At 71.4% G+C, this 24,202-nt stretch carries 23 protein-coding genes; 7 read left to right on the forward strand and 16 right to left on the reverse strand.

Annotated elements, in window-relative coordinates; translation table 11 throughout:
* Nucleotides 1–85: 85 nt before the first annotated feature.
* From ABZ862_RS35680 to ABZ862_RS35735, 12 genes are all read right to left on the reverse strand, one after another.
* Nucleotides 86–1,234, reverse strand: a complete 1,149-nt coding sequence (locus ABZ862_RS35680; RefSeq protein WP_360967835.1) for an acyl-CoA dehydrogenase family protein — start codon at nucleotides 1,232–1,234, stop codon at nucleotides 86–88.
* A 14-nt stretch (nucleotides 1,235–1,248) separates the two neighbouring features.
* Entirely contained in the window at nucleotides 1,249–2,385 is a 1,137-nt protein-coding gene (locus ABZ862_RS35685) for a thiolase family protein (protein WP_360967838.1), read from the reverse strand.
* Nucleotides 2,382–3,194 (reverse strand): enoyl-CoA hydratase-related protein, encoded by an 813-nt coding sequence (locus ABZ862_RS35690; RefSeq protein WP_360967840.1) that lies wholly within the window; start codon nucleotides 3,192–3,194, stop codon nucleotides 2,382–2,384. Before ABZ862_RS35690 ends, ABZ862_RS35685 begins: the two co-directional genes overlap by 4 nt.
* Nucleotides 3,191–4,378, reverse strand: coding sequence for a CaiB/BaiF CoA-transferase family protein (locus ABZ862_RS35695; RefSeq protein WP_360967843.1), 1,188 nt, complete (start codon nucleotides 4,376–4,378; stop codon nucleotides 3,191–3,193). Before ABZ862_RS35695 ends, ABZ862_RS35690 begins: the two co-directional genes overlap by 4 nt.
* Nucleotides 4,375–5,961, reverse strand: coding sequence for a FadD3 family acyl-CoA ligase (locus ABZ862_RS35700; RefSeq protein WP_360967846.1), 1,587 nt, complete (start codon nucleotides 5,959–5,961; stop codon nucleotides 4,375–4,377). The genes ABZ862_RS35695 and ABZ862_RS35700 overlap by 4 nt, the downstream gene beginning before the upstream one ends.
* 13 nt (nucleotides 5,962–5,974) lie before the next feature.
* Nucleotides 5,975–7,123 (reverse strand): acyl-CoA dehydrogenase family protein, encoded by a 1,149-nt coding sequence (locus tag ABZ862_RS35705; protein WP_360967848.1) that lies wholly within the window; start codon nucleotides 7,121–7,123, stop codon nucleotides 5,975–5,977.
* Nucleotides 7,120–8,160, reverse strand: a complete 1,041-nt coding sequence (locus ABZ862_RS35710; protein WP_360967851.1) for an acyl-CoA dehydrogenase family protein — start codon at nucleotides 8,158–8,160, stop codon at nucleotides 7,120–7,122. Before ABZ862_RS35710 ends, ABZ862_RS35705 begins: the two co-directional genes overlap by 4 nt.
* A gap of 2 nt (nucleotides 8,161–8,162) precedes the next feature.
* Nucleotides 8,163–8,963 (reverse strand): enoyl-CoA hydratase/isomerase family protein, encoded by an 801-nt coding sequence (locus ABZ862_RS35715; protein ID WP_360967853.1) that lies wholly within the window; start codon nucleotides 8,961–8,963, stop codon nucleotides 8,163–8,165.
* A gap of 133 nt (nucleotides 8,964–9,096) precedes the next feature.
* Nucleotides 9,097–9,864: an FCD domain-containing protein gene (locus ABZ862_RS35720; protein ID WP_360967856.1), complete on the reverse strand. Its 768-nt coding sequence runs from the start codon at nucleotides 9,862–9,864 to the stop codon at nucleotides 9,097–9,099.
* 65 nt (nucleotides 9,865–9,929) lie between these two features.
* The gene (locus tag ABZ862_RS35725; RefSeq protein WP_360967858.1) at nucleotides 9,930–10,697 is read right to left on the reverse strand and encodes an SDR family NAD(P)-dependent oxidoreductase; all 768 of its coding nucleotides are present in this window, start codon (nucleotides 10,695–10,697) and stop codon (nucleotides 9,930–9,932) included.
* A 29-nt stretch (nucleotides 10,698–10,726) separates the two neighbouring features.
* Entirely contained in the window at nucleotides 10,727–11,893 is a 1,167-nt protein-coding gene (locus tag ABZ862_RS35730) for an acyl-CoA dehydrogenase family protein (protein WP_360967860.1), read from the reverse strand.
* Between the two features lie 168 nt (nucleotides 11,894–12,061).
* Nucleotides 12,062–12,862 carry a TetR/AcrR family transcriptional regulator gene (locus ABZ862_RS35735; protein WP_360967863.1) on the reverse strand — a complete coding sequence of 267 codons (801 nt, stop codon included), beginning with the start codon at nucleotides 12,860–12,862 and terminating at the stop codon, nucleotides 12,062–12,064.
* A gap of 155 nt (nucleotides 12,863–13,017) precedes the next feature.
* On the opposite strand from ABZ862_RS35735, the gene ABZ862_RS35740 reads away from it, so the two are divergent.
* From ABZ862_RS35740 to ABZ862_RS35750, 3 genes are read left to right on the forward strand one after another with little or no spacing between them, the layout of a single operon-like run.
* Nucleotides 13,018–13,872, forward strand: coding sequence for an acyl-CoA dehydrogenase family protein (locus ABZ862_RS35740; protein ID WP_360967866.1), 855 nt, complete (start codon nucleotides 13,018–13,020; stop codon nucleotides 13,870–13,872).
* Nucleotides 13,869–15,026: an acyl-CoA dehydrogenase family protein gene (locus ABZ862_RS35745; RefSeq protein WP_360967869.1), complete on the forward strand. Its 1,158-nt coding sequence runs from the start codon at nucleotides 13,869–13,871 to the stop codon at nucleotides 15,024–15,026. The genes ABZ862_RS35740 and ABZ862_RS35745 overlap by 4 nt, the downstream gene beginning before the upstream one ends.
* Before the next feature lie 10 nt (nucleotides 15,027–15,036).
* Nucleotides 15,037–15,828, forward strand: a complete 792-nt coding sequence (locus tag ABZ862_RS35750; protein ID WP_360967872.1) for an enoyl-CoA hydratase — start codon at nucleotides 15,037–15,039, stop codon at nucleotides 15,826–15,828.
* Between the two features lie 94 nt (nucleotides 15,829–15,922).
* On the opposite strand, the gene ABZ862_RS35755 is transcribed toward ABZ862_RS35750, so the two are convergent.
* From ABZ862_RS35755 to ABZ862_RS35770, 4 genes are all read right to left on the reverse strand, one after another.
* A complete protein-coding gene (locus ABZ862_RS35755; RefSeq protein WP_360967874.1) occupies nucleotides 15,923–17,536 on the reverse strand; it encodes a GMC oxidoreductase in 1,614 nt (537 codons plus the stop codon).
* A 252-nt stretch (nucleotides 17,537–17,788) separates the two neighbouring features.
* A complete protein-coding gene (locus ABZ862_RS35760; RefSeq protein WP_360967877.1) occupies nucleotides 17,789–18,313 on the reverse strand; it encodes a carboxymuconolactone decarboxylase family protein in 525 nt (174 codons plus the stop codon).
* Complete coding sequence (locus ABZ862_RS35765) at nucleotides 18,310–19,023, reverse strand: SDR family NAD(P)-dependent oxidoreductase (protein ID WP_360967879.1); 714 nt, start codon at nucleotides 19,021–19,023, stop codon at nucleotides 18,310–18,312. The genes ABZ862_RS35760 and ABZ862_RS35765 overlap by 4 nt, the downstream gene beginning before the upstream one ends.
* Nucleotides 19,020–19,151, reverse strand: a complete 132-nt coding sequence (locus ABZ862_RS35770; protein ID WP_360967882.1) for a hypothetical protein — start codon at nucleotides 19,149–19,151, stop codon at nucleotides 19,020–19,022. Before ABZ862_RS35770 ends, ABZ862_RS35765 begins: the two co-directional genes overlap by 4 nt.
* A gap of 198 nt (nucleotides 19,152–19,349) precedes the next feature.
* Between ABZ862_RS35770 and ABZ862_RS35775 the strand changes: the two genes are divergently transcribed.
* Genes ABZ862_RS35775 through ABZ862_RS35790 form a run of 4 tightly spaced genes read left to right on the forward strand, consistent with a single transcriptional unit; the run spans nucleotide 19,350 to nucleotide 24,187 of the window.
* Complete coding sequence (locus tag ABZ862_RS35775) at nucleotides 19,350–20,081, forward strand: SDR family oxidoreductase (RefSeq protein WP_360967884.1); 732 nt, start codon at nucleotides 19,350–19,352, stop codon at nucleotides 20,079–20,081.
* Nucleotides 20,078–21,544, forward strand: a complete 1,467-nt coding sequence (locus tag ABZ862_RS35780; protein ID WP_360967887.1) for an aldehyde dehydrogenase family protein — start codon at nucleotides 20,078–20,080, stop codon at nucleotides 21,542–21,544. Before ABZ862_RS35775 ends, ABZ862_RS35780 begins: the two co-directional genes overlap by 4 nt.
* The gene (locus ABZ862_RS35785) at nucleotides 21,541–22,746 is read left to right on the forward strand and encodes a CoA transferase (protein WP_360967890.1); all 1,206 of its coding nucleotides are present in this window, start codon (nucleotides 21,541–21,543) and stop codon (nucleotides 22,744–22,746) included. Before ABZ862_RS35780 ends, ABZ862_RS35785 begins: the two co-directional genes overlap by 4 nt.
* A gap of 58 nt (nucleotides 22,747–22,804) precedes the next feature.
* Entirely contained in the window at nucleotides 22,805–24,187 is a 1,383-nt protein-coding gene (locus ABZ862_RS35790) for an ABC transporter substrate-binding protein (protein WP_360967893.1), read from the forward strand.
* Nucleotides 24,188–24,202: the final 15 nt, after the last annotated feature.

The raw sequence follows: 24,202 nt of genomic DNA on the forward strand, positions 1-24,202 counted from the left end.
GGGTGCGGACGACCGCCGCGCCGATGCCGCCGGTGCCGCCCGCGACGAGGGCGACGCCCGGCCGGGACGAGAAGTCCTCCATGTCTCACAACCCCAGTGACTTGGCGATGATGACCTTCATGACCTCGCTCGTCCCGGCGTAGATGCGGGTGACGCGGGCGTCCGCGTACAGACGGGCGATCGGGTACTCCAGCATGTAGCCGTACCCGCCGAACAGTTGGAGACATCGGTCGACGGAGCGGGCCTGCATCTCGGTGCAGAAGAGTTTGACCTTGGCGGCGTCGGCGCCGGAGAGCCGGCCGTCGACCAGTTCGAGCACGGCCCGGTCGAGCACGGCCTGCGCGGCCTCCACCTCGGCGGCCACGGCGGCCAGTTCGAACTTGGTGTTCTGGAAGGACGCGACCGGGTTCCCGAAGACCTTGCGCTCCTTGACGTAGGCCAGTGTCGTGTCGAGCGCCGCCCGCGCCTGCGCCACGGAGCCGACCGCCACGGTCATCCGTTCCTGCGGCAGATTGTGCCCGAGGTAGGTGAAGGCGCGGCCTTCCTCGCCGAGCCGGTTGGCGACGGGGACGCGGACATCGTCGAACGCCAGTTCCACGGTGTCCTGGGCCTTGATGCCCATCTTGTCCAGCGTCCGTCCGCGCGTGAAGCCCGGCATCCCGTCCTCCACCACCAGCAGGGTCAGTCCGGCTCTCCGCTCGCCGGGATCGTGGGACGTGCGCGCCACCACGATCACCAGATCGGCCAGCAGACCGCCGGTGATGAACGTCTTCGCGCCGTTCAGGACGTAGGCGTCCCCGTCCCGCACGGCGGTGGTGCGGATGCCCGCGAGGTCGGAGCCCGTGCCCGGCTCGGTCATCGCTATGGCGGTCAGGAGTCTGCCGGAGACGAGCCCCGGGAACCAGCGTTCGCGCTGGGCGCGGTCGGCGTAGGAGAGGAAGTAGGGCAGGACGACGTCGAGTTGGGTGCGGACCGTGCCCAGGGTGATGAGGGCGCGGGCCGCCTCCTCCTGAAGGACCACGTTGTAGCGGTAGTCGGGCCGGCCGCCGCCGCCGTACTCCTCCGGGACGGCCATGCCCAGCAGGCCGAGCGAGCCGAGCTGCTCGAAGAACGAACGGGGCAGCCGACCGGCCTTCTCCCACTCGGCATAGTGCGGTACCACCTCCTTGGCCACCACGTCGCGGACCAGCTTCCGGAACTCCTCGTGGTCGGCGGTGAAGACGTCTCTGCGCACGGTGACTCCCGTCGTCAGTCGGCCAGTTCGACGACGGTGGCGTTCGCGGTGCCGCCGCCCTCGCACATGGTCTGCAGGCCGTGGCGGATGCCGTGCGCGCGCATGTGGTGGATCATGCGGGTCATCAGCACCGCACCCGACGCCCCCAGCGGGTGGCCGAGCGCGATGGCGCCGCCGAGCGGGTTGAGCCGCTCCACGTCCGCGCCGGTCTCGGCGAGCCAGGCCAGCGGGACGGGGGCGAAGGCCTCGTTCACCTCGAAGACACCGATCTCCCCGAGGGCGAGGCCCGCCTTGCGCAGCACCTTCTCGGTGGCCGGGATCGGCCCGGTGAGCATCAGTACGGGATCGGAGCCGACCACCGCGCCCGCCCGGTAGCGGACCAGGGGGGCGAGCCCCATAGCCCGTGCCTTCTCCGCCGTGGTCACCAGCAGCGCCGCAGCGCCGTCGGAGATCTGTGAGGCGTTGCCCGCGTGGATCACGCCGTCCTCCTGGAAGGAGGGCTTGAGCCCGGCGAGCGTCGACACGCTCGTGCCGCGTCGGATCCCTTCGTCGGCCCGGATCCCCGCCACGGGCACGATCTCCGCGTCGAACGCCCCGGCATCCTGTGCCGCCGCCGCGCGCTCGTGCGAGAGCGCGGCACAGGCGTCGAGCCGCTCCCGCGAGAAGCCCCACTTCCGGGCGATCCGCTCCGCCGAGATCCCCTGGTTGAAGGAGAAACCCTGGTAGCGGTCGAGGACCTGCGGGCCGTACGGCATCCCGTCCGCCTTCGCGGCTCCCAGCGGCACCCGGCTCATCACCTCCACACCGCCGGCCACGACCACGTCCTGCCGGCCCGACAGGATCGCTTGCACGGCGAAGTCCAGCGCCTGCTGACTCGATCCGCAGGCCCGGTTGACCGTGGTGCCCGGGATGCTCTCCGGCCAGCCCGCCGCGAGCACCGCGTAGCGGCCGATGTTGCCGGACTGGTCGCCGATCTGGGACACGCAGCCCCAGACGACGTCGTCGACCACCTCCGGATCGGCCCCGGTCCGCTCCGCCAGGGCGTTCAGCACGGTCGCGGACAGGTCCACCGGGTGGGTGCCGGCCAGTCCGCCGCCCCGCTTGCCGACGGCGGTGCGGACCGCCCCGACGATCACGGCTTCCCGATTCATGTCTCGTCCTCCGATCGTCCGGCCGTCGCGCCGGGCACCGCCCAGTGGCCGGTGAAGTGGGCATCCCGTCCGTCGGCGAAGGCCGCGTACGCCTCGGGTACGTCGGCGGTCGCGAAGTTCACCCCCTGCGCGCGTGCCTCGCCGGCGAGCGCCTCCCGCAGGGAGCGGTCGGTGTTCTCGTTCAGCAGCGCCTTGGTCTGGGCGAGCGCGACCGGAGCGCCGGTCACCAGGCGCGCGGTGAGGCGGTCAACGAAGGCGTCCACCTCGTTCGCGTCCACCACCCAGGTCACCAGGTTCAGGGCACGGGCCTCCTCGGCGCTGATCGTCTCCGCGAGCAGTGCGAGGCGTTTGGCCTGCTGGAGGCCGACGAGCCTCGGCAGCAGCCAGGAGCCGCCGCAGTCGGGGGAGAGCCCCCGCCGGGTGAAGATCTGAGAGAACCTCGCCTCCGGCGTCGCCACGACCAGGTCGCACCCCAGGGCGAGGTTCCAGCCCGCGCCCACCGCCACTCCGGTCACCTTGGCGACCGTCGGCACGGGCAGGTCGTGCAGCAGCAGTGTGACGTCGGTCAGCGTGCGCATGCGGTACAGGGGATGGCTGCTGCTGAGTCCTTGGGAGATGTCGGCGCCCGAGCAGAAGGCCCCGCCCGCGCCGGTGAGGACCAGGGCGCGCACCTCCCGGTCCCGTCCGGCGTCGTCGAGAGCGGTGCGCAGGGCTTCCCACAGTTCGGCGTCGATCGCGTTCCTGCGGTGCGGGCGGTTCAGCGTCAGGGTCCGTACGCCGTCCGCGTCGTCGGTGAGGAGGACGGTCATCCTACGGCTCCCTGCTCGCGGAGTGCCTTGATCTCGTCGTCCGAGAAGCCGAGTTCGCCGAGCACGGCATCGGTGTGCTCGCCCAGGGCCGGGACCGCTCCCATGGAGGGTTCGTACCCGGTGACGACGGGAGGCGGGAGCAGGGCCAACACCGGTCCGACCGGTGTGCCGACCGTCCGCCACCGGTCGCGGGCGGCGAGCTGCGGATGCACGAGGACGTCGGTCTGGGTGTTGTAGCGGGCGTTGCCGATACCGGCGGCGTCCGCGCGGGCCTGGATGTCGGCCAGCTCGTGTCGGGCGCACCAGGCGGAGATCTCGGTGTCCAGGACGGCCCGGTGCTCGACCCGGCCGGCGTTCGTACGGAAGCGTTCGTCGTCGGCGAGGTCCGGCCGGGCGAGCAGCTCCCCTGCCAGGCGCCGCCATTCGCGGTCGTTGGTGGTGCCGAGGACGACCGTGTGGCCGTCGGCGGTCCGGTGGGCGCCGTAGGGGGCGACGGCGGGTGAGCTCATGCCGAGCGGCTGCTGCTGGACACCGGAGTGCCGGGTGTACGTCAGGGGATACCCCATCAGCTCCGTCATGGTGTCGAACATGCTCACCGCGGCGGAGGGGGTGAGCTGCCCGCGCCCCCTGCCGTGGAGCAGGGCCAGGACGGTGAGGGCCGCGTACAGGCCGCTGCACACGTCGGCGACCGGCGGACCGGGCTTGGCGGGCATTCCGGGGTGCCCGGTCACCGCGCAGGCGCCCGCCTCGGCCTGCACCAGCAGGTCGTAGGCGCGCTTGTGGGAGAGGGGACCGCCGGGCCCGTACCCGTCGATCTCGACGGCGATCAGGTCCGGGTGCCGGATCTCCAGGTCGGCGGGGGAGAGCTGCAGTCTGGCGGTGGTTCCGGGGGCGAGGTTGGAGACCAGCACGTCGGCGCGGTCCAGCAGCCGGTGCAGCACGGCGCGGCCCGCGTCGGACTTCAGGTCCAGCGCGACCGACTCCTTGCCCCGGTTGACCCAGACGAAGTGCGCCGCGAGACCTCTCACCACGTCGTCGTAGTGCCGTGCGAAGTCTCCGCCCTCGGGGTTCTCCACCTTGATCACGCGGGCGCCGAAGTCACCGAGGGTTCGGGTGCACATCGGCGCGGACACGGCCTGCTCCAGCGCCACCACGGTGACGTCGGCCAGCGGCCCGTTCCTCATCGGGCTTCCCCCTGCTGGTACCGGGCCCGCAGGTCGTCCTTGAGGACCTTCAGGCCGGCGTTGCGGGGCAGCGCGTCCACGAACCGCACATGCCGAGGCACCTTGAAGTTGGCCATGTACGCACGCGCCCACGCCACCACGTCCTCCGCGGTGAGGTCGGCTCCCGGTGCGGGGACGACGAAGGCGCAGCCCACCTCGCCCAGGCGCGCGTCGGGCACGCCGACGACCGCCACCTGTGTGATGTGCTCGCAGGCGAGCAGCAGCTTCTCGATCTCGGCCGGGTAGGCGTTGAAGCCGCCGACGATGTACATCTCCTTCTTGCGGTCGACGATCACGAGGTTGCCCGCCGCGTCGAGATGCCCGATGTCACCGGTGTGCAGCCATCCGTCGGCGTCGACGGCGGCGGCGGTCTCCTGCGGGTCGTCCCAGTAGCTCCGCATGACGTTGTAGCCGCGGACCTGTATCTCCCCGTCCTGCCCCGGTGGTACTTCGGCTCCCGAGGTGTCGGTGAGGCGGACCTCGACGTCCGGGACGGGGCGGCCGGTGGTGCGGGCCACCGTCTCCTCGGTGTCGCCGACGCGGGTGGAGGTCACCAGCGCGGTCGCCTCGGTGAGTCCGTAGGCGCTCAGCACGATGTCGAAGGACAGGTCCTTCTTCATCGCGTGGATCAGGGATCCGGGGATGGTGGAGCCGCCCGTCATGGACACCCGCAGGGACGACAGGTCGCGGTCCGGGCGGCCGGGGTGACGGAGCAGGTCGTGGAAGACGGTGGGCGGGCCGAGCAGGATGCTGACCCGTTCCCGTTCGATCAGCTCCAGCGCCCGTCCCGCGTCGAAGACGGCCATCGGGAGCACTGTCACCCCGTGCAGGAACGAGGAGAGCCAGCCCGCCTTGTAGCCGAAGCAGTGGAAGAACGGGGGCACCACCAGGAAACGGTCCGAGGTGCGGAAGCCGTACTCGGTGGACATCCAGCCGTAGGCGCGCAGGGACTGTCCGTGGGTGAGGACGACGCCCTTGGGGTGCCCGGTGGTGCCGGAGGTGAACATCACGTCGCTGACGTCGTCCGGACCGAGCCGGTCGACGGCCTCGTGCGCCGCCGACGGCCGCCCGGTGCCCAGGTCCATGAAGGCGTTCCACGTCAGGTCGGCCCCGCCGGGTGTCTCCAGCAGCGACACGGTGGTCCGCAGGGCCGGAAGCGACGGGTCGGCGCGTTTCAGGCCGGTGGTGTAGTCGTTGCCCACGAAGGACGCGGCGAACAAGGCCTTGGCCCCGGATCTGCGCAGGATGTAGGACAACTCCTGTTCCTTGAAACGGGTGTTGAGCGGTACGACGACACCCCCGGCCCCCTGGATGCCGAGGGCCGCCACGATCCACTCCACCGAGTTCGGCGCGCACAGGCCGACCCGGTCGCCCGGTCCGATGCCCAGCGCCTGTGCTGCGGAGACGGCTCGGAGCATGTGGTCCCGCAGTTCCCGGAAGCTCAGACGCCGGTCTGCTTCGACGAGTGCCGTCGCGTCGGCGAACCGCTGTGCGGCCACTCTCACCACGTTCGGGATGCTCCGGAATTCCAGGTCGTGTCGCATGAGGGGACTCCGTTCAGCCGCGGCCGTCGGCCGGCAGGCCCAGCAGCCGCTTGGCGATGATGTTCCGCTGGATCTGGGACGTCCCGCCGTAGACGGACGCGGCCCTGGAGTAGAGGTAGTCGCCGAACACCTCGCCGCCCGGCCCGTGCAGTTCCTCGGGGAACACCTTGAGCGCCGTCTCGTACAGCCGCTGTTCGGTGCGGGTCATCAGCAGTTTGTCGACCGAGGACTCCGGGCCCGCGGCCCGGCCCGCCAGGCGCTCGGCCGTGCGGCGGCGGGAGTGGGCCACCAGGACCTGGTAGTCGACGACGCACCGGCCGATGTCGGAGAGCAGCCCGTCGGGGAGGGTGCCGCGGTGCTCGAGGGCGTGGTGGCGCATCCGCTCGATCAGCAGCCCGTACTTCGGCAGGTGGCCGGTGTCGAGTGCGTTGCGCTCGTAGGCCACGGTGGTCATCGCCAGGGCCCACCCGGCTCCCTCGGGACCGATGCGCTCGGACTCCGCGAGGTGTACGTCGTCGAGGAACAGTTCGCAGAACTCGTCGTCCCCGTTGGCGGCACGCAGCGGGCGGACGGTCACGCCGGGGCGGTCCAGCGGCAGGGCGAACGCCGAGAGGGACCGGTGGGGCGGGCCGTCGGGGTCGGTGCGGGCCAGCAGCAGACAGAGACGGGAGTACTGGGCGTAACTGGTCCACAGTTTCTGTCCGTTGACGGTGTACCGGCCGTCCGCGCCGCGGTCGGCCCGGGTGCTCATTCCGGCCAGGTCCGAGCCGGCGCCCGGTTCGCTGAAGCCCTGGCACCAGACGTCGTCGCCCGCGAGCATGCGCGGCAGCAGGCGATGTCGCTGCTCCGCGGAGCCGAACTCCAGCAGGGCGTGGGCGAGATACCCGATGCGGGGCACTCCGGGCGCACCCCGCGCGCCCAGTTCGTCGCTGATCGCGACCTGGTGCAGGGAGGTGAGGCCGCGTCCGCCGTACTCCCGCGGCACGTCCAGGCCGACCCAGCCACCGGAGTGCAGGATGCGGTGCCAGCGATGCAAAAAGACGGGGACCGGTTCACCAGGGGTGCGCGCGGGGAGCGGGTTGTCCGCCAGCCAGGCGCGGAAGCCGCGGCGCAGGCGTTCGAGATCGGCGCTGTCGCCGAAGTCCAGGGGGAGGACGGTCATCGAGTCGCCTCCGATGCGGCCGCGGCGGAGGGGAGACGGCCGGCTCCCATGAGGTGCGGCTCCGTCCTCGTGGGTGAGGGCTCGGCCAGGGCCGGCAGGAGGTCACTCGTGGTCGCCAGCAGGGTGGCCCCCACGAGGACCCTGCGGAGATACAGATGGGCCATGTGCTCCCAGGTCTGGGCGATGCCGCCGAATACCTGCATGCCCGCGTACACCGCCTCGACGGCCGAGACGTTCACTTCGGCCTTGGCCACCCGGGCCGCCGCCAGCGCCCCCTGAGGCGGTTCGTGGTCCAGGCACCAGGCCGCGTACCGGACGGCGCTGGTGCAGGCCTCGACGCGGACCCGCGCGTCGGCCAGCAGGTGCCGCACGGCTTGGAAGGAGCCGATCCGCCGGCCGTACTGGCGGCGGTCACGGGCGTGGTCGGTGCTCAGCACGGTGAAAGCGTCGGCGGCGCCGACCAGTTCGGCGGCCACCACGATCAGGGCGTATGCCTGCCAGCGTTGCAGGGCCTCGGGGGCGAGGTGTCCCACGGTCTCGCCGTCACCTTCGCCGGAGGCCGTGCACACCGCGCGCAGCAGGTCGGCGGTCCGGGTGGGCGGTCCGAGGGTGAGCCGCCGTACGGTGCCGTCGGGAGCGACGTGCAGCGCGCAGTCGGCCGCGTCGCAGTCCCAGGCGACCAGTGGCGACCGGTGGTCGGGGCCGGGGAAGCGCAGATCAGGGGCCAGCGCGAGGGTGGGTCGGGACGGCGTCGGGGCGCTGTCGAGCAGACGCAGCAGTTCGGGTGCGAGCAGTGCGGTGCCGAGCAGAGACGTCGTCAGCGGGTGCCGGCCGTGTTCCTCGGCGAGCAGCGCGCACTCCTGGACCGTCGCGGCGGGCGGAGAGGCGCGGCGCAGCTCCGCGAGGCCCAGCTCGTCCAGGGCCCGCCGGGCGGTGGCGCGGGTCCGCGGGCTGATCCCGTCCGCGGAGCCGACGCGGTGCCGGGTGGCGAACGACCGCAGCATGTCGTGGACCAGGGTGAACTCCTCGGTCTCCACGGTCAGTCCTCCTCGGGGGCGGCCGGGCGGCGGCGTGCCCGGGAGGCCAGCTCGTTGATGACGCGGATGTGGTCCGGGCTGGTCATCGTGGACCGCTCGGCCAGCAGCGCGGCCTCCATGCCGCCGCGCGAGACCTGCTCCACCACCGCCGCCAGTGCCGCCTTGGTGGCGCGCAGCGCCTCCGCGGGCTGGGCGGCGAGCCGGTGGGCGAGTGCGAGGGCCTCGTCCATGAGGTCGCCGGGCGGAACAGCGCGGTTGGCCAGGCCCAGGCCGACGGCGGTGGCCGCCGGGATGCGGTCGCCGGTGAAGAGGTACTCCTTGACGCGCAGCAGGCTCGTCAGCAGCGGCCACAGGGTCACGCCGCCGTCGCCGGCCACCAGACCGACCGACACATGGGGGTCGGCGAGGTAGGCGTCCTCGGCCATCAGGACCAGGTCGCATCCCAGGGCGAGACTGCAACCGAGCCCCACGGCGGGCCCGTTGACCGCCGCGACCACCGGCAGGGGGAAGCGGATCATCTCCGTCTGAATGCTCCGGTCGAGCCGGATGGAGCGTTCCCGCAACTCCGGGTCGTCGTGGTGGCGGAGCAGATGGTCGAAGTCGCCGCCGGCACTGAACGCCCGTCCCGCCCCGGTCAGGACGACCGCCCGGGCCTTCGGGTCGTCGGCGAGTTCACGCCACACCTCGGACAGCCGGCGGTGCAGTTCCTCCGAGACTCCGTTGAGTCGGTCGGGTCGGTTCAGGGTGACGACGCGGACGTCGCCGTCGGCGGCCACGGTCAGGGCGGGGCTCACGTCGCTCATGCGGCGATGGTATTAAAGGTCAGACCGATACTGTCAATGGTGTTGCCGAAAAACGAGAACATAATTCTCGTATGAGCTGAGCCGGGCGGCCCTCTGCCGTGCGGACGTGCGCCTGCCCCGCGCGGGGCAGGGGTCAGTCGTCGGTTTTTGGCAGGTCCACCAGTTCCCGCCCGTCCACCTCGGTGGCGGCCCGTGCGAAGCCGCACACGTGGCGGCTCATCCGCCGGTGTGCGGCCTCCGCGTCCCCCGCGCGGATCGCCTCCGTGATCCGGGCGTGGGCGCGCGCGGTGAGCCGGCGGATGTCGGCGTCCATGAACTGCGCCAGGTCGGTGGAGGCGTGGATGGACTGCGAGAGGGCGGCCAGGAAGCCGATGAGAAGCTCGTTGTCGCCCGCCTTGGCCACGGCGTTGTGCCACTGGATGTTGGCGCGCAGGAACCGGGGCACGTCGTCACCCGCCTCCACCAGCTCCGTGTGGGCGGCTTCCAGGTCCGCGAGGTCCTGCTCGGTGCGCCGCCGGGCCGCCAGCGCCGCACAGGCCGGTTCGATCGCCTCGCGGGTCTCGTGCAGGGCCTCCAGACGGATCCGCTGTCCCCGGATCACCAGGCGCACGGTGTCGGCCAGTGACTCGCGCCCCGGCCGGTGCACGAAGGCGCCGCCCCCGCGCCCCGGCCGGATCTCGACCAGCCGCTCGACCTCCAGGATGCGCAGCGCCTCCCGCACCGTCGCGCGGCTCAGTCCCGTCTGCTCCACGAGCCGGCGTTCCGGGGGCAGCGCCGTGCCCTCGCCGAACTCCCCGGACAGGATGCGCTCGCGGACCTCACCCGCCAGGACGTCCGACGCCTTCGGAACGGTGAGCGGCCCGAAGCGCGGTGCGGGCGGGGTGGATTCGGCGCTGGACACGGTGCGGGCCTCTCGTCGGGCGTCCCTTTCGGCCGGACCATTCAACACAGCCGGGCCCGGACCTGTCACATGACCAGCCCGCCGTCCACCGGCAGCACCTGCCCGGTGACGAACGAGGCGGCGTCGGAGGCGAGGAACACGAACGCCCCCGCCACCTCGTCCGGTTCCGCCCACCTGCCGAGCGGAATGCGGGCCAGCATGCGCTCCGCGAACTTCGGGTCGGTGCGGATGGTCTCCGTCATCGGGGTCGCCGCCAGCGGGGCCAGGGCGTTGACGAGGATGCGCCTGCGGGCCAGCTCGCGGGCGAGCGACTTGGTGAGGCCGATGACGCCCGCCTTCGCCGCCGAGTAGTTCACCTGGCCGAGGGTGCCGGTCAGCCCGGCCGAGGAGGTGACGTTGATGACGCGTCCGGTGCCGTCCGTCGCCAGGAACGGCAGCGCCGCCTGCGTGCAGTGGAAGGCGCCCATCACATGGATGTCGAGCAGCCGCCGGACGGAGTCCTCCCCGAGATTGTCGAACATGGCGGGCGCGGTGACCCCGGCGTTGTTGACGAGGATGTGCAGTGTTCCGCCGGTGAGCGCGGCGGCCCGGGACGCCGCGTCGTCGGCGGCCGTCCGGTTTGTCACGTCGAGGGCCGCGCCGTGTGCGGCCAGGCCCGCGGCGGACAGCTTCTCCGCGACGGCCGCCGCCGCCTCGCCGTCCCTGTCGGTGACGAGCACCGCGGCCCCGGCGCGGGCCAGGGCCCCCGCCACCGCGGAGCCGATCCCGCCGGCGGCTCCCGTCACGAGGGCCGAGCGGCCCGCGAGGTCGAACAGTCCCGTACGGTCGGTCATCCCTGACTCCTTGTCACAGAGGGGAAGGATCAGTAGCTGCGGGGCAGCCCCAGGACATGGGATCCCAGGTAGTTGAGGACCATCTCCTGGCTGACCGGGGCGATCCGCATCAGCCGGGCCTCGCGGAAGAAGCGGGCCACGGGGTACTCCTCGGAGTACCCCATCCCGCCGTGGGTCTGCAGGGCGCGGTCCGCGGCGGTGAACCCCGCGTCGGCGCAGAGGTACTTGGCGGTGTTCGCCTCCCGCCCGCAGGGGCGGCCGTGGTCGTACAGCCAGGTCGCCTTGCGCAGCACCAGTTCCGCGGCGTCGAGCCGGGCGAGCGAGTCCGCGAGCGGGAACTGGATGCCCTGGTTCATCCCGATGGGGCGGCCGAACACCTCACGGTCACGGCCGTAGGCGGCCGCCCGCTCCAGCGCCACCCGGCCGATGCCCAGTGCCTCGGCGGCGATCAGCATCCGCTCGGGGTTGAGGCCGTCGAGCAGATGGCGGAAGCCCTGGCCCTCCTCGCCGACCCGGTCCCCGGCGGGAACCCGCAGCTCGTCGATGAACAGCTCGTTCGAGGTGACGGCGTTGCGCCCCATCTTCGGGATCGGGCGGACCTCCACATGGTCACGGTCGAGGTCGGTGAGGAACAGCGTCATGCCGTCCGTCGGCTTCGCGCCCTCCTCACGCCGTGACGTGCGGGTCAGCAGGAGGATCTTCTCCGACTCCATCGCCTTGGAGATCCACACCTTGCGGCCGCTGACGACGTAGTGGTCCCCGTCGCGCCGGGCGTACGTCGTGATGCTCGTGGTGTCCAGGCCGGCGCCGGGCTCGGTCACCCCGAAACAGACGTGCAGGTCGCCGTGCACGATACGGGGCAGAGTGCTGCGCTTCAGCTCCTCGGACCCGTGCACCACGACGGGATGCATGCCGAAGACCGACAGGTGGATGGCGCTGGCGGCGTTCATCCCGCCCCCGGAGCGGGCCACCTCCTCCAGCAGCAGGGAGGCCTCGGTGATGCCCAGACCGTGACCCCCGTACTCCTCCGGGATCGTGATGCCGAGCCAGCCGCCGCCGGCGACGGCGTCGTAGAACTCGTAGGGGAAGGCGTGGTCACGGTCCTTCTCCATCCAGTACCGGTCGTCGAAGTCGCGCAGGAGACCGGCCACGGCCTTGCGGATCGTCTCCTGGTCCTCGGTCAGCTCGAAATCCACGGCGGGGAACCCCTCTGCCGGTTGCTGATGTGTGAAACATATCAAAGGTCAGACCGAAAGGCACCGTCAACTGCCGTGAGGGGGGCGGCGGTTGCAGTGCCCGAGGAGTTCCTGGCATAGGGGAAGGGCCCGCATGGATGCGGACCCTTCGAGTCGTACCGGACGGTGTCAGGCGGTGCCGCGGCCCGCGGTCCCGGGTGCGGCGGACTTCCTGGCGGCGGTCTTCTTCGACGCCGTCTTCCGGGCGGTCGTGGTCTTCCTGGGCGCGGCGGTCCCGGCCGTGCCGGGGGCGGTGCCCCCTCCCGTACCGGTTATGCCGCCCAGACAGAACTCCCACACGTCCTCCGCGCCGATGCGGGATGGCTGTGCGCCGACCGGGGCGGCGGGGGCCTGAGCCGTGAACATGGCCGTCTGCATGATCAGGGAGGCGGTGCGGCGCGGCCTGGGGGCGACGGCCCGGCCGGCGGTGACCGCGTCCTCCACCAGTTCGGTGAACAGGCCGAGCAGCGGCAGGTGGGCGCTGGCCACCTGGTCCGGGTGTCCGACCAGGAGCTGGATGGCGAAGTCGGTGAAGAGGGGGGACTGCTGCCCCTCGCGGGGGGTGGAGGACTCGTACAGGTGATCCACCGCGACTCTCAGCCGCTCCAGCGGGTCCGTCACGGCCGAGATCTTCTCCCGAGTCTCGGTGGCCGCCTTCGACAGGGCGTCCTCGAAGAGGGCGAGCAGCAGCTCGTGCTTGCCGTCGAAGTGCTGGTAGAAGCTGCGCAGCGACTGACGGGACCGCTCCACGACCTCCTGCACGGTGAAGTCGGTGGTCCCTTTGTCGGCGATCAGTTCCTGCGCCGCGTCCAGGAAGCGCTGTACGCGCTGTTCGGCGCGCTGCTTCGCGGCTCGTGTGGATCGCTCGACGGCGCGCTGCCGCCATGCGGGCTCAGGGGATTCGACCGGTTCGGCTGGGACGGCACTCATGGCAGAACCGTACTCCACACATGTGAAAAGTAGTGGCGCTGCCCCTACCGAATCAGGCTCCGCACGTAACAAGAGTCTTACTTCTCAAAACCGAGAATGGTATTCTCGCCCGGGTCGGAGAGAGCCACCAGCACGCGGGAGACCGGAGGCCGGGCGTGGAGTTCGAACTCGACGAGGAGCAGCGTCTGCTGCGCCGCACGGTGCGGGAGACGGTCGCGAAGGTGCGGCCGCAGCCGGAGGACCGCCAGTGGGAGACCTATCGGAGGCTGGGCTGGCTGGAGGCGCCGCCGGTCGAACTGGTCCTCATCCTGGAGGAGCTGGGGTACGCGGCCGACCCGACCCCGTTCCTGGCCACCGCGACCTGGTTCGCGCCGCTGGCCGGGCGGCTGCCCGCGGGATCCGGCACGGCCGTCCTGGACGGCACCGGCCGCTACGTCCTCGACGGCGACCGGGCCGACGAGGTCGCGCTGCTCACACCGGACGGTGTCACCGTCGTCCGCGGAGCGGACCTCGGCGCGAAGAGGGTGGATGTCTTCGACCCCCACCTGCATGTGGCGCACGTGGACGCGGGGACCCTCGCCGCGGGCGTCCCCGACCTCGCCCTGACGGGCCTGGCGGCCACCGCGGTCGGCGCCTGCCGCCGCATCCTCGACCTGGTCCTCGCCCATGTGAAGCGGCGCACCCAGTTCGGCCGGGCACTGGGCTCGTTCCAGGCGGTCAAGCACAAGGCCGCCGACATGTACGTGGCCGTCGAGCGGGCTCGCGCCCTCACCCACTTCGCCGCGCTCACGATCGCCGAGGACGACCCGCGTCGCGCCGGGGCCGCGCACATGGCCAAGGCGGCGGCGGGGGAGTGCCAGCGGCTGGTCTTCCGGCACGGTCTCCAGCTTTTCGGCGCCATGGGTTTCACCTGGGAGAACGAACTCCAGCTGCACCTGAAGCGGGCCCAGGCCTGCGACCTGCTGCTCGGCACCGCGTCCGCCCACAGGAAGGTCCTGCTGACCGTATGAAGCTCGCCGACGACCCCGAGGTGGAGGACTTCCGCGCGGAGTTCTCCGCCTTCCTCGACGCCCACCTGCCCACCGAGGCGGAGGCCCGCGAACGCTCCCGCTCCAGCGCCCACGTGCCCGGCTGGGCCCGCCGCTGGCAGCGCACCCTCTTCGACGGCGGCTGGCTGCTGCCGGGGCAGCCGCCCGAGTACGGCGGCCGGAACGCCACCCTGCCCCAGCAGCTCGCCCACCTGGAGGAACTGGCCCGCCGCCGGATCTACCACAGCTTCAATCCGCAGGGACTCGGCATCGTCGCCGCCTCCCTGCTCACCTTCGGCACCGACGAGCAGAAGCGCCGCTGGGCCGTGCCGATCCTGCGCGCCGAGATCACCGCCGCCCTCGGCATGAGCGAACCCGAGGCCGGTTCCGACCTGGCCTCCCTGCGGACCCGGGCCGTCCTCGACGGGGACACCTTCACGGTCGACGGGCAGAAGATCTGGACCTCCGGCGCCCACGACGCCGACGTGCTCCTCGCCTTCGTGCGCACCGACCCGGACGCCCCCAAGCACCGGGGGATCAGCGCGCTGCTGATCCCGACCGCCGCCGACGGCGTCGTGCGCCGGCCCTTCGGGTCGATCGCCGCCGAGGACGACCTCGACTTCAACGAGGTCTTCCTCACCGACGTACGCGTGCCGCGCCAGAACCTGGTGGGGCCCCTCAACGAGGGCTGGCGGGTGGCCAACGGCTCCCTCGGGCACGAACGCACCCTGCTGTGGCTGTCGTACGCGGAACGCCTCGAGGACCTGGTGCGCGATGCCGCGGACGTGGGTGCCGGTCAGGAGTGGTACGCCACGCTCCTGACGGACCTGACGGCCCTGCGCCTGCTCGGCCACCGGCAGCTGGGGCCGGACCGTGATCCCGCCGAGATCTCGGTCCTCAAACTGCTCGGCTCCGAAGCCGTCCAGAACGCGTCCCTGCACGCCCTGGAGGAGCACGGCGCCGACGCCCTGAGGCATCCCGCGCGCACCGGCCCGTACCACCATCTGCACCACGAGGTCTTCGTCTCCAGCTGGTTCGAGCGCTATGCCCGCAGCTTCGCCGGCACCATCGCCGGCGGGACCAGCGAGATCCAGCGCAACATCATCGCCGAGCGCATCCTCGGCCTACCGCGTTAGGACGCCGGTCATGGACCACATCCTCTACGAAGCACAGGACGGCGTCGCCGTCATCACGCTCAACCGCCCCGAGGCCGCCAACGCCCAGACCATGGCCCTGCTCGACGACCTGGACGCCGCCTGGAGCCGTGCGGCCCGCGACGAGGAGGTCCGCGTGGTCGTGCTGCGGGCCAACGGACGCCACTTCTCGGCAGGGCACGACCTCAAGGACCGCTGGCCCGGACCCGGCGAGATCACCCTGGAATGGATCTACGACCACGAGACGCGCCGCTACCTGGAGTACACACTCAAGTGGCGCAACATCCCCAAGCCCACCATCGCCGCCGTCCAGGGCAAGTGCATCGCGGCCGGGCTCATGTTGTGCTGGCCGTGCGACCTGATCGTGGCCGCGGAGAACGCCGAGTTCTCCGACCCGGTGGTGCACATGGGCATCGGCGGGGTCGAGTACCACGGCCACACCTGGGAGCTGGGTCCGCGCAAGGCCAAGGAGATCCTCTTCACCGGCCGGCCGCTGACCGCCCGCGAGGCCGAGCAGACGGGAATGGTGAACAAGGTGGTCCCGCTCGACCAGTTGGACGACTCGGCCCGTGAACTGGCGGCGCGGATCGCGACGATGCCGCCCTTCGGACTGCGCCAGGCCAAGCGGGCCGTCAACCAGACGCAGGACGTCCAGGGCTTCTACGCCGCGCTCCAGGCCGTGTTCGACATCCACCAGACCGGGCACGGAAACGCGCTCAGCGTGGGCGGCTTCCCCATTCTGACCCGGCTCGACGACATGAAGGAACGTCTCCGGCAGGGCTGAGGACGCGACCCCGGGTACGGGTCCGTGCCGGACGACAGCTCCGGTACGGACCCGTGGTGGGTGCGTCTCCCGCCGAACGATCCGTCCCGGGTTCTCAGAAGACCCGTCCGACGTCCTTCATGATGATCGTCCGCATGCTGTGTTCCGCGAGCGCGGCGATGGTCATGGACGGGTTGCAGGCGCCGGTGGAGCCGGGGATGCGGGCGCCGTCGAGGACGTAGAGGCCCTTGTGCCCCAGGACGCGGCCGGTGAGGTCGACGGCGTCGCCCATGGGGACACCGCCCAAGGAGTGCCAGGTCGAGGGGGCCTGGGCGTTGGTGTCGATCATGATGCCGCCGCCCGCGGTGGCGATGTCCCGCATACGGGCCGCGATGAGGCTCTGGAGAGCGGCATCGGCGTCGGCCGGCCAGGTCAGGACGGCGTCGTCGGTGCCGGCGTCGTAGGTCCAGGTGCCCGCGCCCTCGACCACGCCGAAGCCGACCACCGTCATGGCCGTGACGCCCTCCTGCCGGATGGGGGATCCGGCATGGACGACGGTGAGGGGGATGGCGCTGTCCGGGGCGCGTCCGCCGACACAGGCCGGTCCGCCCTGCTGGGTGCCCGCGTCGCCGGACGGGTTGATCCAGGCCCAGATGCGGTCCCCGTTGTTGCCCCACTGCGTCCCGATGGCGTCCGGGAGGTCCGGCACGAGGCCCTTGGCGCGGGACTTGACCAGCAGACGCGTGGTGCCGGGTGAGCCCGCGTTGAGGAACACGGCGTCCGCGGTGATCCGGATCCGCTCCTGGACGGCACCGCCGGTGTCGATGCGGTCGACGGACAGCACCCAGGTGCCGTTCGCGCCCATCGCGAGGTCTCGCACCACGTGCAGCGGCGCCACCCGTACCAGCCCGGTCGACTCCGCCTGCGCGAGGTAGGTGACGTCGATGGAGTGCTTGCCGCCGTTGTTGACACCGAAGGCGATGTCGCTGGTGGTGTAGGTCGCCTCGTACCGACCGGTCAGCTCGCCCCGGACATAGCGCCAGTCGATGGGCAGCGGCACCTCGAACGGGGTCAGACCCGCCGCGGGGGCGACCTCCCGGAAGAGCCGGGAGGACTTGTAGGGGTCGGAGGCGAGGATGTCGTCGGGGACGGTGGAGACGCCGAGCATCGCGGAGACGAGCGGGTACGCCCACCGGGCGAGGTCGTCGTAGAGTCCGGCCGCCACCGGGACGGAGGCCGCGAAGGCCTGCTTCGTGGGCTGCAGGGTCATCCCGTGGTACATGAGAGAACCGCCGCCGACCGCCGCTCCGCACATGGCGGTCATGCCGTTTCCCACGACGGCTTCGAGTACTCCGGTGTACGGCGTCCACGTCTTGTCGACGCCTCCGACGACGGGGTGGTCGGTGAGCCAGGCGGAACGGTTGTCCATGGTGGCGAAGCGGCAGAACGTGGTGGCGTCGGGGCCCGTCCGCCAGCGCCGTCCCCGTTCCAGGACCAGGGTGGAGACGCCGGCCTGGGCCAGCCGCAGCGCGGTGACACCACCGCCGAAGCCGGTGCCGACGACCACCGCCCGCTCTCGGAGTTCGGTCACGGCGGGGGAGACTGCGGCGCGTGCCGTCCCGGTGCCGGCGAGGGTGCCGCCCACCGCGGCGGCACCGAGGGCGGTGGTGCCCAGCAGTCGGCGGCGGGTCAGCCCGGCGAGGGGGCGGGAGGAGCTGTTCTCGGACATGGGAGGACTCCGGCAAGCCGTAGGGGTGTGCGGGTCGCCCGAAGAGTAGCGTGAATGAACATGACAATGTCAGTAATCGGAAACGTAATTCTCTGAGAAGAGAACATCTATTGCGCCGGGGTGGGTGAGAGGGGCTCGTGAGCGGCGCGGACCGGGCGGTCGGCCCGGCGGCCGCGGCCGGCGCCGCGCGTACGGCGCCCGCCGACCGTGCCCAGGGGCTGAGGAGTCGGCGGGCGCGGTGGCCGCGGAGGACTAGCCGAAGTCCTCGTCGTCGAGACCGGGGTCGGGGTCGGGTTCCACCCCGAACGTGTTCAGTGCCGCCGCCAGCATCCCGTAGGCGCCCACGGTGAACACGAAGTCCAGCAGTTGCCGTTCGTCGAGTTCCTTCGCGAGGGCCGCGTAGGTCCCGTCGGAGAGCGTGTAGGACGTCTCCAGCTCGTCGACGGCCCGGTTCACCAGCGTGCCGGCGCCCGTCCGCACCGCTTGCAGGTCGTCCTGCGTCACACCGGCCCGCCGGCCGATCAGCACGTGCTGGGTCCACTCGTACCGGCATCGGCGGCGCCACGCCACCCGCAGGATCGCCAGTTCACGGGTCTTCTCCGGCAGCGAGCTGCGGGCCAGCAGGTGGCTGGAGAAGCCGAGGAACGACCGGGCGAGCGCGGGGTGGCGCAGGAGCAGACCGAGCACGTTCGAGGGGGGCACCTCCCGCCCGCCCGTCAGCGGTCGCAGCGTCTCGGGGTCCCACTCCTCGTACGGCACCGGGGTCAGTCGCGTCACGTGTTGCGCCCCCCGTTCACGCCGATGATCTGCCCGGTGATGTAGCCCGCCTCCTCGCTCACCAGGAAGGCGCAGGTGGCCGCGATGTCCTCGGGGCGGCCCACCCGCCGTACCGGGGTGCGGTCGATGTGTTCCTCGATGCTGCCGCCGAGCCGCCCCTCGTGCTCGGCCGTGCGCAGCATGGGGGTGTCGATGAAGCCGGGCGGGACGGCGTTGACGGTGATGCCCCGGGGGCCGAGTTCCAGGGCGAGGGCCTTGGTCAGTCCGTTCACCGCGGACTTGGCGGCGACGTAGTGGGCCATGAAGGGCTGACCGGAATGGGTGCTGGAGGAGGAGATGTTGACGATCCGCCCCCAGCGTCCCTCCCACATGTCCGGCAGCACCGACTGCACGCAGTGGAAGACGCCGTTGAGGTTGATGTCCACGATCCGCCGCCATTCCTCGAAGGGCAGATCGGAGAAGCGGGTGAAGCCGTCCTTGCCCGCCGCGTTGACCAGTACGGAGACCGGCCCGTAGCGCTCTCGCACGGTGGCCATGGCCTTGTCGACCTGCGCCCGGTCGCATACGTCGACGGTCAGGGCGTCGCCGGTCTCGCCAGGTGCGATGTCGAACACGGCCACGCGCAGTCCGTCGGCGGCGAGCCGCCGGGCGATCGCCCGGCCGATCCCGGAGGCGCCGCCGGTGACGACGGCCGTCCTGACCGGGGTCATGCGAACGCCTCGGCGGTGACGTCGGCGCCGCGGCCTGGCGGTCGCTCCGGTTCCTCCGCGCACCGCGGATCCGTCACGCCGGTGAACTCCGCTCCGAGCGACGGACTGAGGATCTTCGATCCGATCATGGAAACATCCCTTCCGTATGCGAGAACCATATTCTCGCGCGGGTTGTCGAGGGAACCCCCCGGAAGGCGAGGTGGTGGTGGGGTCGGCCTGCGTCCCGGGGTGGCTCCCCGGGCTAGGGCATCAGATTCTCCCGTCTGAATCCTTGATTCGCGGAATGCGAGAATGTAGTTTCCGACCAACCGAGCAGGGAGGCTGGGATGCGGTTCAGGGACAAGGTGGCGATCGTCACCGGAGCCGGCCAAGGCATCGGCGAGGGCTACGCCAAGGCGCTGGCCGCCGAGGGCGCCCGGGTCGTGGTGGCGGAGCTGAACGAGGAGCAGGGGCAACGGGTCGCCAAGGAGATCGGTGACGCGCTGTTCGTGCGGACCGACGTCGGCGATCCGGCGTCCGCCGAGGCGCTCGCCGCCACGGTGGTCCAGGAGTTCGGCCGTATCGACCACCTGGTCAACAACGCCGCGATCTTCCACGGGATGCGCCGCGAGGGCATCACCCAGATCGGCTACGACTACCTCGACCGGTTCCTCAAGGTGAACCTGCTCGGTGCGCTCCACATGACCCGGGCCGTCCTGCCGCACCTGAGGGAGGGCTCGGCCATCGTCAACCAGTCGTCCACCGCGGCCTGGCAGCCCACCGGCCACTACGGACTCGCCAAGGCCGGCATCAACCATCTCACCGCCTCCCTCGCCGCGGAACTCGGCGACCGCGGTATCCGCGTCAACGCGATCGCGCCCGGACCGACGGACACCGAGGCGACCCGCGACATCATCCCGGAGCAGGTCCGCGAGGCACTGGTACGGTCACTGCCGCTCAAACGCATGGGCACCCCGGCGGACCAGGCAGGACTCCTCCTCTTCCTGCTGTCCGACGCGGCGAGCTGGGTGACGGGCCAGGTCATCGCGGTCGACGGCGGATCGGTGGTGCGGCTGTGAACACCGCCCCCACCCACAGCCTGCTGATCGACGGCAAGCTCCTGACGACCGGCGCCGTCTTCGCCTCCCACAACCCCGCCACCGGCGAACCGGTCGGACACGCCCCCGAAGCGACCCGGGCGGACGCCGAGGCCGCCGTCGACGCCGCCCGCCGGGCCTTCGACACCACCGGCTGGTCCACCGACCGGGACCTCAGACTCCGCTGCCTGCGCGAGCTGCACCGGGCCCTCGACGAGCACCGGGAGGAACTGCGCGAACTGACGATCGCCGAGGTCGGCGCGCCCCGCCGGCTCACCCACGGCCCGCAGCTCGACGAGCCCATCGGCATCGTGAAGTACTACGCCGACCTGCTGGAGACCTACCGGTTCACCGAGGACCTCGGCGAGGCCGAGTCCCGCGGCCAGCGCCATCACCGCTGGGTGGAGAAGGAGGCGGCCGGTGTCGTCGCCGCGATCCTGCCGTACAACTTCCCCAACCAGCTCGCGCTGGCCAAACTCGCCCCCGCCCTCGCCGCGGGCTGCACCGTCGTTCTCAAAGGCGCCCCGCAGACTCCGCTCACCACCCTCGCCCTCGGCGAACTGATCGCCCGGCACACCGACATCCCGCCCGGCGTCGTCAACGTCCTCAGCTCCTCGTCCTCGGAGACCGGCGAGGTGCTCACCACCCATCCCGACGTCGACGTGGTCACCTTCACCGGCGCCACCACCACGGGCCGGCACATCATGGCCGCCGCCTCCGCCTCGGTGAAACGCGTCTTCCTCGAACTCGGCGGCAAGTCGGCCATGATCGTCCTTGACGACGCCGACCTCACCAAGGCGGCCATGTTCGCCGCCTTCACCATCTGCTCCCACTCCGGGCAGGGCTGCGCGCTCACCTCCCGCCTTCTCGTCCCCCGCGCCCGGCACGACGAGATCACCCAGCTGGTCGCCGCCGGACTCGACCGGGTCCAGGTCGGCGACCCCGCCGACCCCCGGACGGCCATGGGCCCCCTCATCAGCGAGCAGCAGCGCGACAAGGTCGACGGGATGGTCCGCCGGGCCGTCGACGACGGAGCCGTCCTGGTGCGCGGCGGCAAGCGCATCGACCCCGGCTTCTTCTACGCTCCCACCCTGCTGGCCCAGGTCGACCCGGACAGCGAGATCGCCCAGGAGGAGGTCTTCGGCCCCGTCCTGGCCGTGATCCCCTACGACGACGAGGACGACGCCGTCCGCATCGCCAACAACTCCAGGTACGGACTGTCCGGCGCCGTGCACAGCGCCGACGAGGAACGGGCCGTCCGGATCGCCAGGCGGGTACGCACCGGCACCTTCTCCATCAACGGCGGCAACTACTTCGCCCCTGACGTGCCCTTCGGCGGCTACAAGCAGTCCGGCATCGGCCGGGAGAGCGGCCGCTCGGGCTTCGAGGAGTTCCTCGAGGAGAAGGCGTTCGCCCGTGTCGTCGTCCCGGAGGAGCAGGCATGAAGCCACTGGAGGGCATCCGCGTCCTGGAAGTCGCGATGTACGGCTTCGTGCCGTCGGCCGGCGCCGTCCTCGCGGACTGGGGCGCCGACGTGATCAAGGTCGAGCACGCGGTCACCGGCGACCCGCAGCGCGGACTGCGCCAGACCGGCACGTTCAAGGTGGAGGGCGACCCCAACCCCAACGTCGCCCACGCCAACCGGGGCAAGCGCTCCCTGGGCCTGGACATCTCCAAGCCCCAGGGCCGCGAGGTGCTGTACCAACTGGCCGAGGACGCCGATGTCTTCCTCACCAGCTTCCTGCCCGCCTCCCGCACCCGGCTCGGCATCGACGTCGACGACATCCGCGCCGTCAACCCGCGCATCGTCTACGCCCGCGGCAGCGCACTGGGCCCCCGGGGCGCCGAGGCCGACCGCGGCGGCTACGACATGACCGCCTTCTGGGCCCGGGCCGGCACGGCGGCCGGCATCACCCCGCCCGGCACCGACGGCATGATCAGCCCGCCCGGACCCGCCTACGGCGACACCGTCTCCGGCACCAACCTCGCCGGCGGCATCGCGGCCGCGCTGCTGCACCGGGAACGCACCGGCGAGCCCTCCGTGGTCGACGTCTCCCTGCTCGGCAGCGGTCTGTGGGCCCTCGGCCACTCCATCGCCCTGTCCCTGCACCTCGACCGACCGTGGGAAGGCGTCTCACCCAGCACCCACGGCTCACCCACCAACCCGCTCTCCGGGCTCTACCGCACCGCCGACGACCGCTACATCTGCTTCGTCATGCTCCAGCCGGAGAAGTTCTGGGCCGATGTGTGCCGCTGTCTGGAGCGTCCCGAACTCGCCGACGACCCCCGCTTCGCCACCGCCCGGTCCCTCGCCGAACACACCGGCGACGCGGTGAAGATCCTTCGTGAGACGATCGCCGCCCGGCCCCTGGCCGAGTGGTCCGAGCGGCTCGCCGCACTCGAGGGCCCCTGGGCGCCCGTCCAGGACACCCTCCAGGCGGCGGCCGACGCCCAGGTACGCGCCAACGGCTACATCGGCCGGGCCGGAGACCTCGAACTCGTCGCGAGCCCCGTCCAGTTCGACACCGAGGACACCGCCCTCGGCCCCGCTCCGGAGTTCGCCGCGCAGACGGAGGAGATCCTCACCGAGCTCGGCCACGACTGGAACCACATCCTCGCCCTCAAGGCGAGCGGAGCGGTCACCTGACCTGATCCTCCCGTCCCCTCCCCCGGACGACGGCGTCCGGGCTTCCCGAGGAGGCACCATGCGCAGACTGCTCACAGGCGGCGTCACCGCTCTCGCGGTGCTGCTGGCCGCCGGCTGTTCCACCCGGTCCGGCGAGGACACCGGCTCCGCGCGAAGCACCCGCCCCGCCGGGCAGGAGAGCGGAGCCGCATCGGCCGACTTCGGCGCCCTGAAGGGCGTGTGCGGCCCCGGCACCCCCGGGAAGTCCTCCGCCCAGGGTGTCTCCGGCGACAAGATCCAGGTCGGTGTCCTCTCCGACGTCGGTTACACCAAGAACTCCGAGTTCGTCGACGCCGCGAAGGTCTTCACCTCCTGGTGCAACGCGGCGGGCGGCATCAACGGCCGGGCCATCGAACCGGTCACCCGGGACACCCGGCTCATGGAGGTCCGGCAACGGACCCTGGAGGCGTGCAAGGCCGACTTCGCCCTCGTCGGCGGCGGGGCGGCTCTCGACAGCCTGGGTGTCAAGGACCGGCTCACCTGCCTGCTGCCCAGCTTCCCCGCGCAGTCCAGCCAGATCGGGGCCATCGGGTCCGACCTCCAGGCCGTCGCGTCACAGCCGACCGCCGGCTACTTCCAGTACCCCGGCTACTACCACTGGCTGCTGAAGGAGAAATACCCCGACTCCGCGCAGAAGGTCGGTGTCATCGCCGGTGACGTCCCGGTCACCAAGGTGATGGTCGCCCAGTACAAGGAGGCCGTGGCAGGACTCGGCGGCCGGGTCTCCTACACCGACCTCTACCCCGCGGCCGGCGTCTCCGACTGGACACCCTACGCCCAGTCGATCAAGAAGCAGGGCGTCAAGGGCCTGGCCTTCCTCGGCGACTTCGTGAGCCTCGCCAAACTGGAGCAGAGCCTTACCGACATCGGCTACGAACCCGACTGGATCGACGCCAACTCCAACGCGTACGGCCCCGCCTTCCTCCAACTGGCAGCCGCGTCACTCGCCAGGCAGCACAACTACGCCGAACTGTTCGCCACGGCGCCGCTGGAGAGCGCGTCCGGCGACCCGGCCACCCGGCAGGTGATCGACCTCTACAAGAAGTACGCCCCCGGCAGACAGGTCACCTACCCCGCACTGCGCGCCTTCTCCGCCTGGCTGCTGTTCGCCACCGCCGCCCGCGACTGCACCACCCTCACCCGCAGGTGCGTGTACGAGAACGCGATGAAGAACACGGACTGGACGGCGGGCGGCCTGCAGGCTCCGTTCGACCTGACCTCCAAGAAGCCGACCAGCTGCTACTCGGTCGTGGAGGCCACCGCCAAGGGCTGGCGGCCCGCCGGCTTCCGGCCCGACCGGGGCGCCTACCGCTGCGACGGTCCCGTCTACAAGTACAAGGGTGACTACGGCAGTCCCGTCACCCTCGCTTCCGTCGGCAAGTCCCTGTCCGACCTGACCTGACCCCACCCGAACGTG

The sequence above is a fragment of the Streptomyces sp. NPDC047000 genome (genome assembly GCF_040644295.1).
In the GTDB taxonomy this organism is placed as follows: Bacteria; Actinomycetota; Actinomycetes; order Streptomycetales; family Streptomycetaceae; genus Streptomyces.